20 protein-coding genes are annotated in these 16,406 nt (G+C 68.2%); 9 read left to right on the forward strand and 11 right to left on the reverse strand.

Translation table 11 applies throughout. The features are described from left to right. Positions 1-20: 20 nt before the first annotated feature. The 4 genes from AB0I35_RS03735 to AB0I35_RS03750 form a co-directional block, all read right to left on the reverse strand. Positions 21-653 (reverse strand): class I SAM-dependent methyltransferase, encoded by a 633-nt coding sequence (locus tag AB0I35_RS03735; protein ID WP_067484801.1) that lies wholly within the window; start codon positions 651-653, stop codon positions 21-23. After that, positions 650-1,909 carry a saccharopine dehydrogenase NADP-binding domain-containing protein gene (locus tag AB0I35_RS03740; protein ID WP_357394040.1) on the reverse strand — a complete coding sequence of 420 codons (1,260 nt, stop codon included), beginning with the start codon at positions 1,907-1,909 and terminating at the stop codon, positions 650-652. The genes AB0I35_RS03735 and AB0I35_RS03740 overlap by 4 nt, the downstream gene beginning before the upstream one ends. Continuing rightward, entirely contained in the window at positions 1,906-3,324 is a 1,419-nt protein-coding gene (locus tag AB0I35_RS03745) for an AarF/ABC1/UbiB kinase family protein (protein ID WP_357394042.1), read from the reverse strand. Before AB0I35_RS03745 ends, AB0I35_RS03740 begins: the two co-directional genes overlap by 4 nt. A gap of 159 nt (positions 3,325-3,483) precedes the next feature. Then, positions 3,484-4,164 carry a TetR/AcrR family transcriptional regulator gene (locus AB0I35_RS03750; protein ID WP_357394044.1) on the reverse strand — a complete coding sequence of 227 codons (681 nt, stop codon included), beginning with the start codon at positions 4,162-4,164 and terminating at the stop codon, positions 3,484-3,486. A 313-nt stretch (positions 4,165-4,477) separates the two neighbouring features. Between AB0I35_RS03750 and AB0I35_RS03755 the strand changes: the two genes are divergently transcribed. The 6 genes from AB0I35_RS03755 (at position 4,478) to purU (ending at position 9,274) form a co-directional block, all read left to right on the forward strand. Next, positions 4,478-5,692, forward strand: coding sequence for a DUF445 family protein (locus AB0I35_RS03755; protein ID WP_357394178.1), 1,215 nt, complete (start codon positions 4,478-4,480; stop codon positions 5,690-5,692). 93 nt (positions 5,693-5,785) lie between these two features. After that, entirely contained in the window at positions 5,786-6,229 is a 444-nt protein-coding gene (locus tag AB0I35_RS03760; RefSeq protein ID WP_067484807.1) for a helix-turn-helix transcriptional regulator, read from the forward strand. Further along, complete coding sequence (locus AB0I35_RS03765) at positions 6,229-6,870, forward strand: heparin-binding hemagglutinin (RefSeq protein ID WP_357394046.1); 642 nt, start codon at positions 6,229-6,231, stop codon at positions 6,868-6,870. The genes AB0I35_RS03760 and AB0I35_RS03765 overlap by 1 nt, the downstream gene beginning before the upstream one ends. A gap of 94 nt (positions 6,871-6,964) precedes the next feature. Next, entirely contained in the window at positions 6,965-7,237 is a 273-nt protein-coding gene (locus AB0I35_RS03770; protein ID WP_067485839.1) for a DUF2516 family protein, read from the forward strand. Between the two features lie 73 nt (positions 7,238-7,310). Next, a complete protein-coding gene (locus AB0I35_RS03775) occupies positions 7,311-8,363 on the forward strand; it encodes an alpha/beta hydrolase (protein WP_357394048.1) in 1,053 nt (350 codons plus the stop codon). A 20-nt stretch (positions 8,364-8,383) separates the two neighbouring features. Further along, entirely contained in the window at positions 8,384-9,274 is an 891-nt protein-coding gene (gene purU / locus AB0I35_RS03780) for a formyltetrahydrofolate deformylase (RefSeq protein ID WP_067641942.1), read from the forward strand. A gap of 2 nt (positions 9,275-9,276) precedes the next feature. On the opposite strand, the gene AB0I35_RS03785 is transcribed toward purU, so the two are convergent. Then, on the reverse strand, positions 9,277-9,804 hold the full coding sequence (locus AB0I35_RS03785; protein ID WP_357394050.1) for an N-acetyltransferase: 528 nt from the start codon (positions 9,802-9,804) through the stop codon (positions 9,277-9,279). A 70-nt stretch (positions 9,805-9,874) separates the two neighbouring features. Here AB0I35_RS03785 and deoC point away from each other — a divergent pair, with 70 nt between their 5' ends. Next, positions 9,875-10,534, forward strand: coding sequence for a deoxyribose-phosphate aldolase (deoC, locus tag AB0I35_RS03790; RefSeq protein ID WP_357394052.1), 660 nt, complete (start codon positions 9,875-9,877; stop codon positions 10,532-10,534). Here the strand turns inward: deoC and AB0I35_RS03795 are convergent, their stop codons facing one another. Next, positions 10,535-11,266 (reverse strand): DUF2993 domain-containing protein, encoded by a 732-nt coding sequence (locus AB0I35_RS03795; RefSeq protein ID WP_357394054.1) that lies wholly within the window; start codon positions 11,264-11,266, stop codon positions 10,535-10,537. It lies immediately after the preceding gene. A 104-nt stretch (positions 11,267-11,370) separates the two neighbouring features. Between AB0I35_RS03795 and AB0I35_RS03800 the strand changes: the two genes are divergently transcribed. Then, entirely contained in the window at positions 11,371-11,979 is a 609-nt protein-coding gene (locus AB0I35_RS03800; protein WP_357394055.1) for a hypothetical protein, read from the forward strand. A 98-nt stretch (positions 11,980-12,077) separates the two neighbouring features. Here the strand turns inward: AB0I35_RS03800 and AB0I35_RS03805 are convergent, their stop codons facing one another. Genes AB0I35_RS03805 through AB0I35_RS03815 form a run of 3 tightly spaced genes read right to left on the reverse strand, consistent with a single transcriptional unit; the run spans position 12,078 to position 13,949 of the window. Further along, on the reverse strand, positions 12,078-12,881 hold the full coding sequence (locus AB0I35_RS03805) for a class I SAM-dependent methyltransferase (protein ID WP_357394057.1): 804 nt from the start codon (positions 12,879-12,881) through the stop codon (positions 12,078-12,080). 9 nt (positions 12,882-12,890) lie between these two features. Then, positions 12,891-13,415 carry a DUF2505 domain-containing protein gene (locus AB0I35_RS03810; RefSeq protein WP_357394059.1) on the reverse strand — a complete coding sequence of 175 codons (525 nt, stop codon included), beginning with the start codon at positions 13,413-13,415 and terminating at the stop codon, positions 12,891-12,893. A gap of 48 nt (positions 13,416-13,463) precedes the next feature. Next, on the reverse strand, positions 13,464-13,949 hold the full coding sequence (locus AB0I35_RS03815; protein ID WP_357394061.1) for a DUF2505 domain-containing protein: 486 nt from the start codon (positions 13,947-13,949) through the stop codon (positions 13,464-13,466). A gap of 40 nt (positions 13,950-13,989) precedes the next feature. Between AB0I35_RS03815 and AB0I35_RS03820 the strand changes: the two genes are divergently transcribed. After that, a complete protein-coding gene (locus AB0I35_RS03820) occupies positions 13,990-15,081 on the forward strand; it encodes a UDP-N-acetylmuramate dehydrogenase (protein WP_357394180.1) in 1,092 nt (363 codons plus the stop codon). Here AB0I35_RS03820 and mscL read toward each other — a convergent pair. Then, on the reverse strand, positions 15,071-15,541 hold the full coding sequence (gene mscL, locus AB0I35_RS03825) for a large conductance mechanosensitive channel protein MscL (RefSeq protein ID WP_357394063.1): 471 nt from the start codon (positions 15,539-15,541) through the stop codon (positions 15,071-15,073). The two genes, AB0I35_RS03820 and mscL, sit on opposite strands and share 11 nt — an antisense overlap. 78 nt (positions 15,542-15,619) lie before the next feature. Then, the gene (locus AB0I35_RS03830) at positions 15,620-16,360 is read right to left on the reverse strand and encodes an SDR family NAD(P)-dependent oxidoreductase (RefSeq protein ID WP_357150203.1); all 741 of its coding nucleotides are present in this window, start codon (positions 16,358-16,360) and stop codon (positions 15,620-15,622) included. Positions 16,361-16,406 lie beyond the last annotated feature (46 nt).

A 16,406-nucleotide genomic window follows, 5' to 3' on the forward strand; every position in this document is an offset into this window, starting at 1 on the left:
CCGGGCTACCGCGTGTCGGCTCAGGCGGGGCGGGTCGCCTCGACGTATTGCATGAAACGGTGCACGCGCTGGGTGATTTCGGTGAGCCCGGAGGTGGCGAACAGAGTGGGGAAGGTGTCGCGGTCGAACAGGCGAAGGCCGCTCACGCCCGCGGCCAGGGTGCTCGCCTTGCCGAAGAGGTTGTCGTCGCGGTAACTGGTGGTGATGGCGATGCGACCGCCCGGCGCGAGGACGCGGATCATCTCGCGGGCGGCGGCGATCGGGTCGGGGATCAGGTACAGGGCACCGAAACAGCAGACGGCATCGAAGGTTTCGTCGGCGAAGGGCAGGGTGCGGGCGTCGCCGCGCACGTAGCCGACGCGTGGTCCCGCGTTGTCGGCGGCGGCGCGCGCCAGCATCGGCGCGGAGTAGTCCAGGCCGGTGACGAAACCGTCGCCGCTGAGGTGTTCGCTCAGGTAGCGCGTGAAATTGCCGGGGCCGCAGGCCAGATCGAGCACCTTCTCTGGCCCGCCCAGGCGCAGCGAGCGCACCGCGTCGCGACGGTCGTCGCCCGTGGTGCGGCCGCTGGCCAGGTAGAACAGGGTGGGACGCCAGGCGTGCTCGTAGATCGCCGCGAGCGCGGGTGCGTTCATGGCTTTGCGGGCCAGGTTCACTGCCGTGCGACCTCGATGGTCATGCCTGCCGCGCGCAGCCGCTCGGTGAGCGCCTCGCCCATGGCCGACGCGGGGGTGAGAACGCCCGCGCGTTCGGGCAATTCGTCGAACGCCAGGCACAGACCGCTCTGGCCGAGCAGCACGGCGGTGGCCTGGTAGCCGGGGTCGCCGGTGCCGGAGAACGTCGCCTGGTACTTGGCGCCGGAACTGGTGCGGGCGAAGGTCTTCATGGTGAACCAGCCGCTGCGGCGGGCCTTTTCGTCCGGGCCCGTGCCGGGCTTGGGCAGGATACGGTCGAGCAGCTTGCGACCGAACGCCACCCGCGACAGCACCGCGCCCGAGGTCATCCCCGCCACGATGCCGCCCGCGATACCCGCCGCGACCAGCGGTGCGGTCGCCGAGGTACCCGCGTTCATCACCTCGCGGTAGCGGAACTGCTTGCCGTAGGGCCAGCCGAGCAGACCGTTGCTGCGGCGGACCACCTTGGTGTTGTGCGAGGCCATGATGAACGTGGTGACCCAGCCGTGCAGGCTCGGATCGATACTGTCGGCGCGGGCGAGGGCCTGGTCGGTCTGCCTGCCGACATCGGGATCCATGCTGCGATCGGGGCTCAGCGAGTACGGGTGCGCCAGGATCTTCGCGCGCCCGGAATCGGCGGCGATGTCCTCCATCATGGCGCGCCCGGAGTCGATGGTTCCGCCACTCATCCCACCCTTGAGGTAGGCGACGAGAGTGGTGTCCTCCAGCTCGCCGGTGTTGTCGGCGACGGAGGCGCGGTAGATCTCGTACACGCTCAGATCCGACGGAATCGAATCGTAGCCACAGGAGTTCACGATCTTGGCGCCCGAGTCGACGGCGGTCTGCTCGAACTGCTCGATCGCGTCGTGGATGAACAGCGGTTCACCGGTGAGGTCGGCGTAATGGGTGCCCGCCGCGGCGCACGCACCGAGCAGCGGCAGACCGTAGCGCAGGTACGGGCCGACCGTGGTGACCACGACCTTGGTGCGTTCGGCCATCGTCGCGAGCGAGGCCGCGTCGGTCGAATCGGCGACCACCAGATCCCAGGACGCGGCATCGGGGCCGAGTTCCTCGCGTACGGCGGCGAGCTTGTCGCGCGAACGGCCCGCCAGCGCGATCTTCGCGGTGGCGGGGGCGGCGGTGAGCAGGTACTCGGCGGTGAGTTTGCCGACGAATCCCGTGGCGCCGAACAGGATCAGGTCGAACTCGCGGTCTTGCGGCACGGAGGAGCCTTTCATCGGGTGGTTGCCTTGCGGGGGCGCGTCTTCTTCACCGGTTTCGGTGGGTGGGTGCGCAGCCAATCATGATGGGTGATGCCCAGTTCGGTGATCGGCGGCTCGTCGTAGAGCCATTCGCGGGCGATCGAATGCCAGTTGTTGGTCGCGTCGAGCTGGCCGAGCATGCCGAAGGTGAGGAAGTCGGCGCGGCGGGAGAACAGGTGCTCGGGCGGTAGATTCTGCTGCTTCATCCCGGTGAACTCGCTGGCCCTCGGGTCGACGGCGAGCAGGAACGCGCCGCTGGCCAGCTCCGGGGTGATGGTGAGGACCTCGTCGACAAGACACCACTCGGAGGCGGCGAGCACGTATTCGAGACACTCCTCGGCGCCGATCTCGTCGGGCGAATCGATGACGCCGCGATCGATCATCAACTGGCGCAGGTCTTCCGAACGTTCCTCGGCGGCCGCGCGCAGGCACAGTTTCTCGAAGTGCACCAGTTTCGGGTCCATCCGGTTGAACAGGCCGAAATCGAGGAACGCCACCCGGCCGTCGGGCGCGAGCAGCACATTGCCCGGATGCGGGTCGCCGCAGAACTCGTTGAACGTGAACAGCGAACCCACGTAGAAGCGGTAGACGATCTCGCCGATCCGGTTGCGCTCCTCATCGGGCAGCGTGCGCATCTCGCCGAAACCGGCGCCCTCGACGAACTCGCTCACCAGCACCCGGGTGGTCGACAACTCGGGCACGGCCGACGGAACGAAGATGAACGGGTGGTCGCGGTAGAGGTGCGCGATCTCGCTCTGCGTCGCCGCCTCGGCCCGGTAGTCGAGTTCGGCTTCCATGTTGAGCTTCAGCTCGTCGAGCACGGCCGGGGTGATCCACGGCATGGCCGAGGCGAGCACGCGGCGGAACATGGTGAGGTTCTTCAGATCGGCGCGGACCGCCACGTCGACGCCGGGATACTGCACCTTCACCGCGACCCGCCTGCCGTCGGCGAGGGTGGCGCGGTACACCTGGCCGATCGAGGCGGCGGCGATCGGCTCGGGGTCGAACTCGGCGAACACCTCGTCCAGCGGGCGGCCGTAATCCTGCTCGATCACCGCGCGCATGTTCTCGAACGACACCGTCGGTGCCGCGTTGCGCAACACGGCCAGCCGCTGCTGGAAACGCTCGCGATGGTCCTCGGGGACCAGGTCCAGATCGAGCACCGACATCATCTGGCCCAGCTTCATGGCCACGCCCTTCATGGTGCCGAGCACCATGACCACCTGCTCGGTGGTGCGGATCATCGACTCCTCGGCCATCTTCGCGCGCACTGCCTCGGACCTGCCGCGCATCGACAACCGGGTCTTCTTGGAACGGATGACCGAACTCGCCGCCACTGCCCCCAGCTTCGTGCCACGGGCAAGCCGGGATGTCGGCACGTTCTTCGCCATCGAGGTACCTCCGTTGGTGCCGACGTGCACGCTGCCCGAACGCCTGACGGCGCACGGCAACCTAGCGGTGACACAAGCCACAGCGCCCCGCTCGGTTCAGCGTAACCAACCGCGCGGCGATGTCGAGCCCGGGACGGCGATATCTGGTATCAGACCTGGTCAGAGCTCCGGAAGTGGCGGTAGAACGTGTGTCTGCTCGGTGAAGACAGCGGGGGAGCCACCCGCGCGAGCGATGCCCTCGATCGCGCTCCAGGCCATCATCGTGAGGTAGTCGATGACATCCTGGCGTGGCATCGCCTTGTCGGTGGTGGTCCACCAGTGGGTGGCCAGCTGGATGCCGCCGACCAGCACGTAGGACCACAGCATCGCGCCGTCGGTGCGGATGCCCTTGGCCCCGGCCCGATCGATGAGCACGGCGGTGACGACCTCGGCGAACAGGCGCTCGAACTCGGCGAGCGAGGCGTTGTCGCCGCTGCCGTTGTGCATGATGAACCGGTAGACCTCGGGGTCGTCGTCGACGGTCCCCACGTATTCGGTCATGGCGGCCCGCACCAGCTGGTACTCGTCGGCATCGAGGCTGATGGCGCCGTACACGCGCGGCAGCAGCGTGGTCTCGATGAAGCGCTGCATGGTGGCGTGCACCAGGTCGTTCTTGTCGGCGAAGTACCGGTACAGCACGGTCTTGGACACGCCGATCTCGGCGGCGATCTCGTCCATGCCCGCCTGCGCGCCGCGGACGCGGATGGCGTTGAGGGTGCCGTCGACGAGCTCCTCGCGCCGGTCGATCTTGTGCTGGCGCCACCGCCTCTTGCGGCCGTCGACGGGACCCGCGCCGCGCACGGCGGAACCCCGACCGGTCTGCTCGCCGATCTCGACAAGGTCTTCGGTGGACAGGACAGCCCCCTTGCGATCGATGTGGCGTCTCTCGCGATACAGCTTATGCCTGCCGATGTGGGGTGGCGCTCGTTTAGGCGACGTTGGGGGATTTACCACAGGCCGGCGTCGGCGCGACGGCATTTGGCACAGCAGAATGGGGGCCATGGAGAAAGCTCCCGGCAACACGGCGGTGCTCACGCCGCGCACCGCACCGGCGCAGCCCGCCGGGTTCGCGGATCTGACCGACGAGGCGGGCAAACGACGCGACCTGTTCAAGATGAAGGCCCTCGCCACCGGCTTCCTGCTGGTGGCGACAGTGATCTATCTGCTGTGCCGCTGGCTCGAGTCGCGCGGTGGCGGCGGCGCGTGGGTCGGTTATGTACGCGCGGCCTCGGAGGCGGGCATGGTCGGCGCGCTGGCCGACTGGTTCGCGGTGACGGCGTTGTTCAAGCATCCGCTCGGCTTGCCCATCCCGCACACGGCGATCATCCGCAAGAAGAAGGACCAGCTCGGCGAGAGCCTCGGCGCCTTCGTCGGCACCAATTTCCTCGCTCCCGATGTGGTGTCGGCCCGGCTCGACGCGGCCCAGATCTCGCTGCGGGTCGGGCGGTGGATGGCCACACCGGCCAACGCGGCGCGGGTGGCGCAGGAGAGTTCGACCATCCTGACCGCCGTGGTCGGCGTGCTGCGCGACGAGGACGTCGAGCAGATCATCGACAACACCATCGTCAAACGCATCGCCGAACCGCAGTGGGGCCCGCCGCTCGGCCGGGTGCTCTCGGAGCTGATCGCCGACAACCGGCAGCTGCCGCTGATCGATCTGCTCGCCGAGCGGGCGCATCAGTGGGCGCTCGGTTCACAGGAGACGATCGATCGGATCGTGCTGCGCGACGCGCCGCAATGGGCGCCGAAATTCGTCAACACATTGTTGTCGGAGCGGATCTACCGCGAATTGGTGGAATTCACCTGGAAGGTGCGTTCGGACCCCGAACACGAACTGCGTCTGGCCGCGACGCGATTCCTGCAGGATTTCGCCGACGACCTGCAACACGACGATGCCATGATCGCCAAGGCGGAAAAGGTGAAGGCCGAGATCATGGGCCGCGAACAGATCACCGGAATGGCGGAGGCCACCTGGCGTGCGGCCAAGCGGTTGATTCTCGAGTCGGCGAACGACCCCGATTCCACGTTGCGACGCAAAGTGGCGGAGAATGTGCAACAGCTGGGTGAACAGTTGCGTGACGATCCGGCGATGCGTGGGAAGGTCGATGGGTGGATCGACCGGGGGGCGCGCTATCTGGTGGGTAACTACGCCGCCGAGATCTCGACCCTGGTGACCGATACGGTCGCCCGCTGGGACGCCGACGAGGCGAGCCGGAAGATCGAATTGCAGGTGGGCCGGGACCTGCAATTCATCAGGATCAACGGCACGGTCGTCGGATCGCTGGCCGGCCTGGCGATCTACACGATCTCGCAGCTGCTGTTCCACTGATCCCGGGCGTTCGCCCGGCGGCTGCTAACTGTAGTGCTTGCAAGAGCTAGCACCCTGACCTAGTATTGACCGTACAACGCCAGAAGGTGAGTGATGGCAGACCAGCCCGAGAGCCTGACGCACGCGGCTCGAGATATCGGAGGGTTCATCAGGTCCCAGCGCGAAGCAGCGCAGGTGTCCCTGCGTCAACTCGCCGCCCTGGCGGGGGTGAGTAATCCGTACCTGAGCCAGATCGAACGCGGATTACGTAACCCCTCCGCCGAAGTACTCGCGCAGATCGCCAAGGCGCTGCGGGTTTCTTCGGAGGTGTTGTATGTGCGGGCCGGATATTTGGAACAGCGCCCGCACAGCCCGGTCCGGGACGCCCTGCTGGCCGACACTTCGGTGACCGAACGGCAGAAACAGGTGTTGCTGGAAATCTATGAGTCGTTTCGCCGGGAAAACGGGGAAGAAACCGGCTCAGGGGGGAACGAACGGGACAGCGACGTTTCGTTCACGACAATTGACACTCCGCCACACCAGGAGAGCGAAGACTGATGACCGAGAAGACCGCTACCGTGACCAAGCCGCTGTTCGCCACCGTCGGCGCCGGTGATGCCATCTACACCGCCGTGAACGAGGTCGTCGCCGACGTCCGCGAGCGCGTCGCCACCACCGATGCCAAGGCCCGGGTCGAAGAGGCCCGCGAGCGCATCGCCAACGTGCCCGCCGACGTGCAGGCCCAGTTCGACACCATCCGTGAGCGCCTCGCCGGCCTGCCCTCGGAGCTGCCGGAGGACCTCGCCGAGCTGCGCGAGAAGTTCACCCCCGAGGAGCTGCGCAAGCTGGCCGAGCAGTACTACCGCCAGGCTCTCGACATCTACGCCGACCTCGCCGTGCGCGGTGAGGAAACCGTCGAGCGGCTGCGTGCCAACGAGGCCGTCGACGAGCAGATCGGTCGCGTCGAGTCCCTGTACAAGGATGCCTCCGCCCGCGCCGAGGAAGCCCTCGCCAAGGTCAACGACCTGCTGGGCCGTGGCAAGGAAGAGGCGCAGGCCGCTGCCGCCGAGGCCGCCGCTGTGGTCGAGGCCGAGGTCGTCGCCGTGACCGACGAGGCCGCCCCGGCCAAGGCTCCGGCCGCCAAGAAGGCGCCGGCCAAGAAGGCCCCCGCGAAGAAGGCCGCCCCCAAGAAGGCGTAACCCTTCACCGCCGACAGCGGCCCCGCGCACCCCTGGTGTGTGGGGCCGCTGTTCGTATGATGGGGGAGTGAATGTGGTGCATGGAGTGACGGGGATGATTTTGCTGGTCCTGTGGCTGGCAGCCTTCGGTGCGACGGTGTTCGCGCTGATCCATGCCGTGCGTCAGCGGCCGGACGCGTTTACGGCCGTCGACAAGATGACCAAGCCGATCTGGCTGGCGATCCTGGCGGGTGCGCTGGTGTTCCTGCTGCTGGGGATCAGCGGGTTCGGCATGCTCACCTCGTTCATCGCGATCATCGCGACCGGTGTGTATCTGGCCGATGTGCGGCCGAAAGTCGACGAGGTGCAGCGCGGGCCGCGCTGGTAAATCGTCGCCGGACCCTCGCGGTCGAGCGCTCCCGGTGTTACTGTTTCTATGAGTAACACAAAGGAGTGTGTCGATGCGCGCAATGCTGCCCGCGACCGTGAACGACCTGGTCGATACCGTGACCACCAGGATCAAGGCCGGACTTGCCGCCCACCGGGCCGATCTGCGGACCCGGACCCATGGCGTGGCGGCCTTCGATCCGCCGAGCGTCCCGCACGAGGTGATCCCCGTGGTCACCGCCGACGGTGCCCGCCTGCGCGTGCACGCCTACGGCCCGGTCGACGCACCCGTGATCGTGTTCGCCCACGGCTGGACCTGTTCCATCGAATACTGGAACGCCCAGATCAACGCCTTCGCCGGTGAGTACCGTGTGATCGCCTACGACCAGCGCGGCCACGGTGAGAGCACCAACGGCTACGCGCGCCCCAGCACCGACCTGCTCGCCGACGACCTGTGCGACGTGCTCGACGCGGCCCTGCTGCCCGGCCAGCGCGCGGTGCTCGTCGGCCACAGCATGGGCGGGATGACGCTCATCGCCTGGGCCGGCCGCTACCCCGAACGAGTCAGCGAACAGGCCGCCGCCGTACTGCTCACCAACACCGGCGCGCACTCGCTGGTGGAGGTTTCCACCATGGTTCCCGGTCTGAACAAGCCGCTGCGGCTGCTGCGCGGCCGGGCACTGCCCTCACCGGACTGGCTGGGCAAGCTCATCCTCGGCACCCCGGTGGTGTTCCCGCCGATCGCTCCCGTGCGCTGGATCTTCGCGCGCCAGGTGATGACCCTCGACACCACGCCGGAGAAACTGAGCTACGCCCTCTCGGTGGTGCGTGGCTGCCCGATGATGACCCGCTCGCGCTACGGCCTGCTGCTGGCCGCGCTGCACCTGGGCGACGCCGCGAGCAACTTCACCGTGCCGACCACCGTGCTCGCGGGCGACCGCGACGACATGACCCCGTGTATTCACGCCGAACGGCTCGCCGAACTGCTGAGCAAGGCGGGCACGCTGGCGAAGTTCGCGGTGCTGCCCACCGGTCACCTGGGCAATGTGGAGCGCTACGACCTGTTCAACCGTGAGCTGCGCGAGGTACTCGCCGCCGTCCGCGAGCCCGCACGCGCTTCGGCCTGAGGGCCTGCGAGGATGAGGGGATGAGTTCTGCCCCTGTGACCTCGGACGACCGTCGGTTCGTGCTGACGCTCGGCTGCCCCGACCGGCCCGGCATCATCGCCAGGATCTCCTCGTTCATCGCCGATTTCGGCGGCTCGATCGTGGAGGCCGGCTATCACTCCGACGGTGACATCGGCTGGTTCTTCACCCGGCAGGCCGTGAAGGCCTCGACGGTGCCGTTCGGCATCGACGAACTGCGCACCCGGTTCGCGCGGGTGGCCGCGGAGTTCGGTCCCGAGACCGACTGGCAGCTGCACGACACCGGCGCCCGCCGCCGGGTGGTGCTGCTGGTGAGCAAGGACGGGCACTGCCTGCACGACCTGCTCGGCCGCGCAGGGGCCGGCGAGCTGCCCGCCACCATCGAGGCCGTCATCGGCAACCACCCCGACCTGGCCGCGATGACCGAGGCGCACGGGGTGAAGTTCCATCACGTGCCGTTCCCGAAGGACCCGGCCGAACGCGGACCGGCGTTCGAGCAGGTGCGCGAACTGGTCGACGTGCACGACCCGCACGCGGTGGTCCTCGCCCGGTTCATGCAGGTGTTGCCCGCCTCGCTGTGCGAGCACTGGGCGGGCCGGGCGATCAACATCCACCACAGCTTCCTGCCGTCGTTCGTCGGCGCCCGCCCCTACCACCAGGCCTACGACCGGGGGGTGAAGCTGATCGGGGCGACCTGTCACTACGTGACCGCCGAACTGGACGCGGGCCCGATCATCGAGCAGGACGTGATTCGCGTGGATCACGCCGACGATGTGCCCGACATGGTCCGCCAGGGTCGCGATATCGAGCGGGTGGTGCTCGCCCGCGGCCTGCGCTGGCACCTCGAGGGCCGGGTGCTGGTGCACGGTCGGCGCACCGTGGTGTTCGAGTAGGCCTACAGGTCGTAGAACGGCGCCGGGTAGCGGAATTCGCCGGTGACCGCCGGATCGTAGGCCGCCAGGGGTCTGACCTGGAAGTATTCGGCCCAGTCGGCCTGGTCGGGGACGATGCCGCGGCGTGCGCCCGGCACGAAACCGAAGCGCGAGTAGTAGTCGGGATCGCCGACCAGGCCGACCACCGATTCGTCGAGCGCGTCGGCGGCGCCGAGCGCCGCGTGCACCAGGGCCGAACCGACGCCGGTCTTCTGATGGTCCGGGTCGACGCCGAGCGGGCCGAGGGCCAGCACCGGGAACGGGCCGATGCCCGCTCTGGTGAGGCAGATGTGCCCGACCACGGTGTCGTAGGTCAGCGCGACCAGCGACAGCGTCGGCATCCAGGATTCGTCGGCGCGTAGGGCGTCGACCAGCGCGGGCTCCGGTGGTTCGGTGACGGCTGGATCGCCGAGATAGTGCGGGGCGAAGGCGGCACGATGGATCGCGGCGATCGCCGCGGCGTCCGCAGGGGTCTCGCGACGAATCAACACGGTCCAAGTCTCCCGGATAGGGGTACGCGTGCGCAATGGAGTTCTGTGCCGATATGCCAGACTCGCTCCCATGACGTCGCTGACCCGGGCCGACGTGGCCGCCATGATCGATCACACCCTGCTCGCTCCCGAAGCCACCCCCGCCCAAGTGGACGACCTGATCGCCGAGGCCCGTAAACTCGGCGTGTACGCGATCTGCGTTTCACCGTCGATGCTTCCGGTGCGCGCGCCGGGGCTGGTGGTCGCCACCGTCGCGGGATTCCCTTCGGGCAAACATCATTCGCTGATCAAGGGTGCCGAGGCGCGCCTGGCCGTCGACAGCGGCGCGGCCGAGGTGGACATGGTGATCGACGTGGGTGCCGCGGTGGCCGGTGATTTCGCGGCGGTGCTCACCGACATCATCACCGTGCGCGAGGCGGTCGAGGACCGGGCCGTGCTGAAGGTCATCATCGAATCGGCCGCGCTCACCGACGAGGCGATCGTCGGCGCGTGCCGGGCCGCCGAGCAGGCCGGTGCCGATTTCGTGAAGACCTCCACCGGTTTTCATCCCGCCGGTGGGGCGAGCGTGCACGCGGTGCGGCTGATGGCCGACACCGTTGGCGGCAGGCTAGGCGTCAAGGCCAGTGGCGGGATCAGGACCGCGCAGGACGCGGCGTCGATGATCGAGGCGGGCGCCACCCGGCTCGGGCTGTCGAAGTCGGCGGTCGTGCTCGACGGCTTTGCGGACTGATCAGCAGCGCAGCTCGGCGTCGCTGCGCCCGGAGCTCTCCAGGACGGTACGCCCGCCCGAAAGATGAACGACCACACCGTCATCGGTGACATCGACCTGCTGGGCACGCAGGCCGAGCGGGTAGCTCTGCAGGCTCTGGGTGAAGGTCTCGACGATGCCCTGCACCAGGTCGGTGGGCAGGCCGATGCCGAGCAGCTGCGCGGACTTGGTCTCCACCTCCACATTGCCGTCGCGGACCATCGGCTGCACCTGCAGCTGGGCCAGGCCGCCGAGCACGTCGAGGGTGAGTACGTCGCTGCTCGCCGAGGAGCTCACCCCGCTCACCATGGTGCCGAGCGTCTGGCGGATGCCGTCGTTGTTCCAGGTCACCTCGGCACTCGAGCTGCCGACGGTGGCACCGCCGCGCCCACGATCGGTGAGTTCGATGTCCTCGAATTCAGCGTGCACGACCATGCCGACGGCCGGGCCGAATTTGTTGTCCTCGCTGTCGATGCTCAGCGACCCGACCTTGCCGTCGAGATAGGTGATGAGCATCGGTTTCGGACCGAAACTCACGTCGATGCTCGAGCCCATCTCCTGCTCGAACTGGCTGCTGATGCAGCGCGAGATCTGGTGGCGGGCATACGCTTCGGTCGTCACGATGGTGCCGACGAGGAGCACGGCGACCACGGCCAACGCGATCACCAGCGTGCGCCGACGGACCTTCGGGCGTTGGGGTGTCTGGGTGCTCATGACAGTCGATTCTTCCGGATTTTTCTGTGTCCGCTCTGAGGAGGCCATGAAGGCCTTCTTTCAATTTGTGATCTGTACCACTTCATGCGGCGTAGCATGGCTGGATGGCTGGCGAGGGAGCGCGCCGGATGGCGGGGACCACCGAACACCGGTGGCGGGTGCTGCGGCGCCTCGCCGGACGACACGCGGGATTCTTCACCACCAGGCAGGTCCTGCGCACCGGTTGTGAGCTGCGGGTGCGGGCCGCGCTGGCCGACGGGTCGGTGACCAGATCGGGAGTCGGGATGCTGCGGCTGACGCAATGGCGGCCCGGCCCGCTCGACGAATACGCGATGTGGGCGGCCTGGTTCGACGGTGCCGCCGTGGTGTCGTATCAGAGCGCGGCCGAACTGCACGGGCTCGGACGGTTGCGGCCACGGTTTCTGCACCTGTCGGTGTCGGCGGGGCGGCCACCGGTGACGCCACGGCTGGTGCTCACCCGGCGCAAGCTCACCGGGGTGGCGACGGAATCGGCGGGATCGTTCCTGGTGACCACACCGGCGCGGACGGTGCTCGACCTGGCCGAAACCGAGATCGCGCAGTCGGCGCTGAACGAGGTGGTCACCGACGCGGTTGCCATCCATCGGTGTGATGTCGACGAAATACGGTGGGGTGCAGAGCAATTGGCTCCGCGGGCAGCTGGACGGATACGGCGGGCACTGCTCGCCGTCTGACTTCTTCCGGAGGCCGGCTAAGCCTGGTGAGCTGGCCGGGTGCTCTGCGCGAGTCGGGAGCTATCGGCCCGCTTCGCTCGGTGGCACCCCCGGTGGGGCTACTCGCCTGGCTGCCACCCGTTCGGTGCGACGACATCCCACGGCACCGACAGCACACAATCACGCATCCGCCGGTTGTAGGCGCGCACCGGGAACCCGTTGGCGCGCAACAACTCCGCTGTGCCTCGCCAGCGGATGCGCGGGCCGAAGGGTGCGAGTGCGGCACTGCGCTCCCAGGCCTGATCGGCGGCGGTGAGCAGGGTGTGCACCTTCTCGCCGCGAATATTGCGGTGGATCAACACCTTCGGTAGTCGCTCGGCGATGTCGGACGGGCGCTCGACGGTGAACGGATCCCACGCGAGGGTGAGCGAGAGGGGGCGGTGCCGGTCGAGGAGGACCCAGGCGCTGCGGCGGCCGAGTTCGTCGCAGGTGCCGTCGACCAACAGGCCGTCGGGTGCCAGATTCGACTGGATCCGCGACCACGCGGCAGGAACCGCGTCCTCCGGATACTGGCGCAGCACATTGAAGGCGCGGACCAGCACCGGGCGCAGACCGGCCAGTTCGAAACCGCCGCGGGCGAAACGCACACCGTCGCGCGGGGGCAGCACCCGGGCGGGGTCGATCTCGAGGCCGACCACACGCAGATCGGGGCGAATGGTGCGCAGGCGCGCGGCCAGTTCGATCGTCGTCCAGCCCGCCGCGCCGTAGCCGAGGTCGACCACGAGCGGGTCGACGGCCTCGCGCAGGCGGGTGCTCACCAGGTCGTCGTTGACCAGCCAGCGATCGCTGCGGCGCAACCGGTTGACGCCGGTGGTGCCGCGCGTGATGGTGCCGACCGGCACCGTTCTCCTCGTGCCGGTCATGGGCGACGATCAGACCGGGTTCTTGGCGGCCGTCTCCAGCCAGCGCAGGGTCTCCTCCTGCTCGGCGCGGAACAGGTCGACGAGATTCACCAGCATCAGCTGTTCCAGGCGCGGGCCGACCATGGGGATGAACACCTTGGCGACAGGGGAGAAGCGCATGGTCGCGCCGGTCTCGGTGGGGAACAGGCGGATGGTGCCGTTGAGGCTGCCCGGGCCCGCCGGGATGGAGGCGGAGAACTTGCCCTCGGTCTCCTCGTGGGCGAACGGGCCCCAGCTCTCCTTGCGGGTGATGACCATGTCCTTGCGCATCACCGTCTGCGCGATCTCCGGGAGCATCTCGCGCGGCAGGGTGTGGGCGAGCACCACGTCGATGCCGTCGTCGCTCACCTCGTGGCTGATCACCTCGTTGTGCGGCGCGTACTTGCGCATCTCCTCGACGCGCGCTTCCCAGTAATCCCTGCTCTGCAGGGCCGCGTACAGCTCTTCAGTGGTGTGCAGGGGGTAGCGGGCGGAGTAGTCCAGTCGACGTGCCATGTGCCGACACGATACCGGGGCGCCCTCAGCGGGCGTCCCGGACCGGTGTCACTTGGTGGCGAGCCACTGTTCGGTGAAGGTGGCCTCGTTGGTCAGGAGTTCGGTGAGGCGTTCGGCGATGGCGGCTTCGATCTTGCCGCCGAAGAGGGGGATCTTCACCTCGATGGTGCCGGTGACCGCGCCTTCGCAGCCGGTGGCGGTCGGGGTGAGGGTGACCGTGCCGCGGACGGTGGCGGGCGCGCCGTCGACGTGGGCCTCGAAGGTGCCCGAGGTGCCGGTGTAGTGCTCTACGCGGGGGATCACCAGGTCGCCGGGGCGCACGGCGGTGATGGCGGGCGGGAGCTGGTCGGCGGGGATGGACTGCACCAGCTGGATGCGGACCTGGTCGCCGTCGACCGTCAGCGAGTCCAGGCGGGCACTCGGGCCGCCGACCTCGGCGATGCGGGCCTTCCAGTACTGCTCATCGGAGTACGCGGCGCGCACCGCGTCGATGGAATGCGTATAACCGGCCGTGAACGCCAGAGGTGTAGCCATGTGCGACACGGTACCGTCTTCTGACGTGCGAACAACACGGGTGGTGTCCCCCGAACAGCTGCGTGACCTGCTGGCCGAGACCGGTGCGCAGGTGCGCCCGGCGGTGCCGCTGTCGGAACTGACGACGCTGCGCGTCGGCGGTCCCGCGCTGGTCGCCGAATGCGACAGCACGTCCTCGCTCGTCGCCACCGTGCGGGCCCTCGACGAGGCCGGTGTCGCGGTGCTGCTCGTCGCGGGTGGGTCGAACCTGCTCGTCGACGACGCCGGTTTCGACGGTGTCGTCGTCCGGGTGCGCAACGCCGGAGTCGAGTTCGGCACCGATTCGGTGCTGGCCGAGGCGGGCGCGAACTGGGACGAGCTCGTCGCGGCGACGGTCGCGGCCGGGTTCGGTGGGCTCGAATGCCTGTCGGGTATCCCGGGTTCGGTCGGGGCCACACCGGTGCAGAACGTCGGGGCCTACGGCGTGGAGGTGGAGTCGCTGCTGCGCCGGGTGCGGCTGCTCGATCGGGTGAGCGGAGAGGTCCGCTGGGCGGAACCGGCCGAGCTCGGTTTCGGTTATCGCACCAGCGTGCTCAAGCACAGCGACGCCGCCGTGGTGCTCGCTGTCGAATTCCGGCTCGACCCCACCGGTACCAGCGCACCGTTGCGCTACGGCGAACTGGCCCGCGTGCTCGGCGCGAGCGAAGGCGAGACCCGCCCCGCCGCCCAGGTGCGCCCCGAGGTGCTCCGCCTGCGCGCGGGCAAGGGCATGGTGCTCGATCCCGCCGACCACGACACCTGGAGCGCGGGCTCGTTCTTCACCAACCCCGTCGTCGGCGACGACCGCCTCGACCAGGTGCTGGCCGCGATCACCGCCCACCTCGGCGAGGTGAGCGTCCCGACCTACCCGGCCCCCTCGGGCACCAAGTTCTCGGCGGGCTGGCTCATCGAACGTGCCGGTTTCGCCAAGGGATTCCCCGGCGAGCACGCGGCCGCGCGGCTGTCGACCAAACACACGCTCGCCCTGACCAATCGGGGCGCGGCGCGCGCGGCCGACATCGTCGAGCTGGCTCGCACGGTCCGCGACGGTGTGCGCGACCGGTTCGGCATCGTGCTCGAACCGGAACCGGTGACCGTCGGGATCAGTCTGTGAGCTGAGCCGGGTCCTTCTTGGCCTGTTCGGTGCTCAGCGCCGCGGTCTGCTCCGCATTCAGGCCCTGTTGCTTGGCCAGCAGATCGCGGATCTCGATGAGCAGTTCGGTCTCGGTCGGCTCGGCTTCCTTGGTGGTACCGAATTTGTTCTTCAGCGACTTCATCGGGACCATCAGCACGAAGTAGAGCACCGCGGCGACCATCATGAAGTCGATGAACGCGGTGATGATCGGGCCGACCGCGATGAACGTGGCGGGCTTGTCGGCGATGAGCTGCACGCCGAGGCCGAGTTCATTGGTCGAGCCGAACACCGCGAGCAGCGGGTTCACGAAGCCCTTGGTGACCGAGGTGACCACCGCGGTGAACGCGGTACCCATCACCACGGCGACCGCGAGATCGATGACGTTGCCGCGCATCAGGAAGTTCTTGAAACCGTCGAATACCGACTTGATTCTGCCCATCGCAGAGATGGTAATGACTGGTCATGCACTCAGCGAATTGTCAGCAACAATCTGTGGTCAGGCTCACGACCTGCGGTTTCAGTTCGCTGGGCGGCGCGAGAAGCGGCCGGGCCCTTCCTGATCGCGCGGCTTCACCACGATCGTGTCCAGGTTGACGTGCGCCGGCCTGCTCGCGGCGAAGGCGACGATCTGGGCGATGTCCTCGGCGTAGAGCGGATCGATGCCCTCGTAGACCTTGGCCGCCCGCTCGGCGTCACCGTCGAAGCGGACGAGAGAGAACTCGGTCTCCACCGCGCCGGGCGCGATCTCGGTGAGCCGCACCGGCTGACCGAGCAGTTCCCCGCGCAGGGTCCGGTGCAGCACACCTTGGGCGTGCTTGGCCGAGGTGTAACCCGCGCCGTTGTCGTAGGCGTGCATGGCCGCGATCGAGGTCACGGTGACGATCAGGCCGTCACCGGAAGCGATGAGCTTGGGCAGCAGCGCCTTGGTGACGCGCAGGGTGCCGAGCACGTTCGTCTCCCACATCCACCGCCAGTCGTCGAGGTCGGCCTCGAGCACGGGTGCGAGCCCCTTCGCGCCGCCCGCGTTGTTGACCAGCACGTCGACCCGCTCCACGGCATCGGTGAACGCGCGCACCGAGTCCTCGGAGGTGACGTCGAGTTCCAGTGCGGTGCCGCCGATCTCCTCGGCCAGCCGCTGCACGCGATCGAACCGGCGGGCCCCCACATAGACGTGATACCCCTGCTTGGCCAGTTCCCGTGCGGTGGCTTCCCCGATGCCCGAGCTGGCTCCGGTGACGACGGCGGTGCGAGTGCTCATGACCATCGATCCTATTCGCCGCCGTTTCGCCGCCGCCACGGCTCCG

This window comes from Nocardia sp. NPDC050378 (genome assembly GCF_040655675.1).
Classification (GTDB): Bacteria; Actinomycetota; Actinomycetes; order Mycobacteriales; family Mycobacteriaceae; genus Nocardia; species Nocardia coubleae.